At 68.8% G+C, this 5393-nt stretch carries 1 protein-coding gene; it reads left to right on the plus strand.

The annotated features are described in order from the left end of the window. Window positions 1–114: 114 nt before the first annotated feature. On the plus strand, window positions 115–5393 hold a 5279-nt coding region (locus AC1DWC_RS26480), incomplete at its 3' end, for an amino acid adenylation domain-containing protein (RefSeq protein WP_477912838.1).

The following is a 5393-nucleotide window of genomic DNA, read 5'->3' on the forward strand; positions in this document are numbered from 1 at the left end:
TGGCGAGTGGCGAGCCCGTTCGGGGTGTCCGGTGAGCGGATGTACCGGACTGGTGATCTGGTGTTCTGGAACGACTCTGGTGAGCTGGATTACATCGGTCGGACGGACTTCCAGGTGAAGTTGCGTGGTCTGCGGATCGAACTCGGCGAGATCGAGGCGGTGCTCGGTGCGCTGCCCGAGGTGGCGCAGTGTGTGGTCGTGGTGCGCGCGGACTCGGCGGCCGGCGAGCAATTGGTCGGCTACGTGGTGCCGTCGGCGGGTTCCGTCCTGGATGTGGACGAGCTGCGATCCACCGTCGAGCGGGCTCTGCCCGCGTACATGGTGCCGTCGGCGTTCGTGGTGCTCGACGGGTTCCCGCTCAACGCCAGTGGCAAGCTCGACCGGAAGGCGCTGCCGGCGCCCGCGTTCACCCTCAGTGAGCGGGCATACCGCGCCCCGCGGACTCCCGCGGAGGAGATCGTCGCCGCCGTGTTCGCGGACGTGCTCGATGCAGCCCAGGTCGGCCTGGACGACAACTTCTTCGAGCTGGGCGGCAACTCGCTCAACGCCAACCACGTGGTCGCCAGGATCGGCGCGGCATTCGGCATCCGGCTCGGCGTGCGGGTGCTGTTCGAGGCCCCGACCGTCGCGGCGATCACGGACCGGGCGGAGAAGGCCAGCGCCAAGGGGGAGCAGCGCCCGCATCTGGTGGCCAGGACTCGGCCGGACCAGCTTCCGCTTTCGCTTGCCCAGCAACGGATGTGGTTCCTCAACCAGTACGACACCGCGGCTGCCACCTACAACCTGCCGCTCGTCGTCCGGCTCGCCGGACGCACCGATGTCCAGGCTCTCCGTGCGGCCCTGCTCGACGTGCTCGGCCGGCACGAGTCGCTGCGCACCGTCTTCCCCGAGTCGGCGGACGGCGTGCATCAGGTGATCCTGCCCCTCGCAGAGGTCGATCTGGACGTGGTCGCACAGGACGTGACCGAGGAGGAGTTGGCGACTGGGCTCACGGACTTCGCGTCCGTCGGGTTCGACGTGGCCGAGGAGATCCCATTCCGGGTGCGACTGTTCGCGGTCGGGACGGACGAGCTTGCCGTTGCGCTGGTCGTCCACCACATTGCCGCGGACGGCATGTCGTGGGCGGTTCTGGCCCGCGACGTGATGACGGCCTACACCGCCCGCGCTGCCGGAGTGGCGCCCGACTGGGCGCCGCTGCGCGTGCAGTACGCGGACTACAGCGTGTGGCAGCGCGAGGTTCTCGGGTCCGAGGACGATCCGAACTCGTTGTCAGCCAACCAGATCAAGCACTGGCGTGGAGTGCTGGCGGGGCTGCCCGACCAGCTGGACCTGTCCATGGACCGGCCCCGCCCGGTTGTCCAGTCCTTCGACGGCGGCCGGGTCGCCTTCACCATCGAGGAGGACACGGTCCGGGCGCTGGGTGCGCTGGCCCGGGCCCAGGGCGTCACCGCCTTCATGGTCATGCACGCGGCGCTGAACGTGCTGCTCGCGCGCTTGAGCGGTACCGCCGACATCGCGGTCGGCACGCCGGTGGCAGGTCGTGGCGAGCAGGCACTCGACGACGTCATCGGCATGTTCGTCAACACCCTCGTGCTGCGCACCGAGGTCGATGCCGGGGCCTCCTTCGTCGACCTTCTCGCCCGTGTCCGTGAGACCGACCTGGCCGCGTTCTCCAACGCCGACGTGCCGTTCGAGCGACTCGTCCAGGTGCTCAACCCGGCCCGGTCCACCTCGCGGCACCCGCTGTTCCAGGTTGCGCTGTCGTTCGAGAACATGGGCGCGACCACCCTCGAGCTGCCGGGTCTGTCGGTCTCTGCCAGCGAGGTCGAGGTCGACCTCTCGAAGTTCGACCTGCAGCTGACCCTGCGCGGTGGTGGCGACTCCGCGATGTCGGCCGAGTTCGTCTACGCCACAGACATCTTCAACGAGTCGACGGTGTCCGGGTTCGCGCAGCGGTTCGTCCGGATCCTCGAGTCGGTCGTGGTCCACCCGGGCCTGCCGGTCGGCGACATCGAGATCCTGGCGGTCGACGAGAGGGCCGACCTGGTTCAGCGTGTCGATCCGGACACGGCGTTGCGTCCGGGCGGCTCCGCGGCGGGTGTCGCTCCGCGTCTGCTGGCGGACATCCTTACCGCAGCGGTGGATCGGGACCCCGAGGCACTGGCGCTGACCAGCGCGGACGGCCAGCTGACGTATCGAGAGCTGGACGAGCGGTCCTCGCGACTGGCCCGACTCCTGATTGCCCGCGGAGCCGGTCCGGAGACCACTGTGGCAGTGGCCATCCGCCGGTCCCTGAGCTCGGTCCTGACGGTGTGGTCGATCGCGAAGACGGGCGCCGCCTTCGTTCCGGTGGACCCGACCTATCCGGCAGACCGGATCGCGCACATGGTCACCGATTCCGGCGCGGTGACGGGTGTGACCACCGCGGACCACATCGGCGAGCTCCCCGACTCTGTCGAGTGGTTGTCGATCGACGATGCCGAGGCGAGCGCTCGTGCACTGTCCGGTGCGCCGGTGACCGACGAGGACCGGATCCGCCCGCTGCGGCTCGAGAACCCCGCATACGTGATCTACACCTCCGGCTCGACCGGCCTGCCCAAGGGCGTCGTCGTGCCCAATGTGGGTCTGGCCAACCTCCGCGATCACCTGCGCGCCGCCTACCTCACGTCTCCGAGCTCGCGCACGCTGCACGCGTCGTCGCCGAGTTTCGACGTCTCTGTGTACGAGTTGCTCCTGGCCTTCGGTGCGGCGGCGACCATGGTGGTCTCGCCGCCTGACGTGTGGGGCGGCGCCGAGATGGCGGAGTTGCTGCGCCGTGAGCGCGTCACCAACTTGGTGTTGACTCCGGCGGCACTGGCCACCGTCGACCCGACCGGACTGGACGACCTGGCCGTGGTGGCGACGGCAGGCGAGGCCTGCCCGCCGGAGCTGATGGCGAAGTGGTCTGTCGGCCGGCGGTTCGTCAATGCCTACGGGCCCACCGAGAACACCGTGGCAGCGGCCTGCACGGACGGGTTGGAGCCGGGCCAGTACCTCACCATCGGTCATCCGACGAACGGCACCCGCGCCTCCATCCTCGACAGCCGCCTCAACCCGGTCCCGGTCGGTGTCGTCGGCGAGCTGTACCTGGCTGGACCCGGTGTGAGCCGCGGGTACCGCGGGCGGCCCGGACTCACGTCCGAGCGCTTCGTCGCCGATCCGTTCGGCAGACCGGGCGACCGCATGTACCGCACCGGCGACGTGGCCCGGTGGACCGAGAACCGCGAGATCGACTACCTCGGCAGGTCGGACTTCCAGGTCAAGGTCCGCGGCTTCCGCATCGAGCTCGGCGAGATCGACGCAGCGCTCGCCGCTCAGTCCGGTATCGAGTTCGCAGTGACGCTAGGGCACGAGGGCGTCGGAGGACACACCGCTCTCGTCTCCTACGTGATGGCGGCGCCCGGCACGGACGTCGACATCGACGACCTGAAAGCTGCGATCGGCGCGACGTTGCCCGCGCACATGGTGCCGGCAGCCATCATGGTGATCGACGAGGTCCCGCGCACGCCGGTCGGCAAGTTGGACCGGAAGGCCTTGCCGCAGCCGGTGTTCGAGGCCCGCGCCTTCAAGGCGCCGTCGAACCCGATCGAAGAGATCGTTGCGGCCACCTTCGCGGACGTGCTGGGCGTGGAACGGGTCGGACTCGACGACGACTTCTTCGATCTCGGCGGAAACTCGTTGATCGCGACGCAGGTGACCGCCCGACTGGGCGCCGCGTTGGACGTCACGGTCCCGGTACGAGCTCTTTTCGAGGCCTCCAGCGTTGCCGCGCTTGCGAGTTGGGCGGCGGGGCACGTGGGGACCGGTACGCGGATCGCGCTGACGGCGATGCCGCGACCCGAGTCCGTGCCGCTCTCGCTTGCGCAGCAGCGGATGTGGTTCCTCAACCGGTTCGACAGCGAGTCCACGGTCTACAACATCCCGATGGCGATGCGGCTGTCGGGTGCGCTTGACGTCGACGCCCTGCAGGCCGCCGTCGGCGACGTCGTCACCCGGCACGAGTCCCTTCGTACGGTGTTCCCCGAATCCGATGGGGGTGCGCGCCAGCTGGTCCTGGATCCGGCGGAGGTGCCTGCCGGATTGGACCGGATCACCTGCACCGCAGTGGAACTCGAGGGGAACCTGCTGGCGCTGGTGTCCAGAGGATTCGACGTCCGGACGCAGATTCCGGTGCGTGCGACGCTGTTCGAACTCGGCGACGACGAGTTCGTGCTCGCGGTCGTCGTGCACCACATCAGCGCCGACGGCTGGTCGATGGCGCCGCTGGCCCGCGACGTGATGGTCGCGTACGCCGCCCGCAGTGCGGGTGTGGCGCCCGACTGGACTCCGCTCGAGGTTCAGTACCCCGACTACAGCCTCTGGCAGCGTGAGGTGCTCGGCGACGAGGACGACTCGGAGTCCCTGATCGCGCAGCAGTTCAGCTTCTGGCGCGAGACGCTGGCCGGGCTGCCCGACCAGTTGGAGCTGCCCGCCGACCGCCGCCGACCGGCGACGGCGTCCTACCGGGGTGCGACCCACCGCTTCGGCATCGATGCCGATCTGCACACCAGGCTCAACGCGCTGGCGCGTAAACACCACACGACGATGTTCATGGTCCTGCACGCCGCGCTGTCTGTGCTGTTCGCACGGCTGAGCGGCACCAGTGACATCGCCGTCGGCACCCCTGTCGCCGGTCGCGGCGAGCGTGCCCTCGACGACGTGATCGGGATGTTCGTCAACACGCTGGTGCTGCGTACCGAGGTGGACTCCGCGCTGCCGTTCGTCGAGCTGTTGGCCCGCACGAGGGAAGCCGACCTCGCGGCCTTCGGTCACGCCGACGTGCCGTTCGAGCGGCTCGTCGAGGTGCTCAACCCGGCCCGCTCGCAGGCTCGCCACCCGCTCTTCCAGGTGATGCTCTCGCTCCAGAACCTCGGGGTGACGACCCTCGAACTGCCCGGGCTGCGCGTGGAGCAGGTCGAACTGGACGAGCACGTCGCGAAGTTCGACCTGCACCTCAATGTCACCGAGGTTGCCCCGGTGGAGGGTGAGTTCGGCGGTCTGGTCGCGGAGTTCACGTACGCGACAGATCTCTTCGACGCCACCACGGTGGCGTCCTTCGGTGCTCGGCTGCACCGGATCCTGGGACAGGTGGTGGATGCGCCGGCCACCGTGGTCGGCGACATCGCAATGCTCGAGGACAACGAACTGTCCACCGTGCTGACGGCATGGAACRACACCGACCGTGCGGTTCCCGAGGGCACGTTGGTGTCGATGTTCGAGGCGCAGGTGGCGGCGACGCCGGATGCTGTTGCGTTGGTCTTCGAGGGTGAGTCGCTGACGTACTCGGAGTTCGATGTTCGGGTTAATCGTCTTGC

This window comes from Rhodococcus sp. P4_C10, from assembly GCF_056402135.1.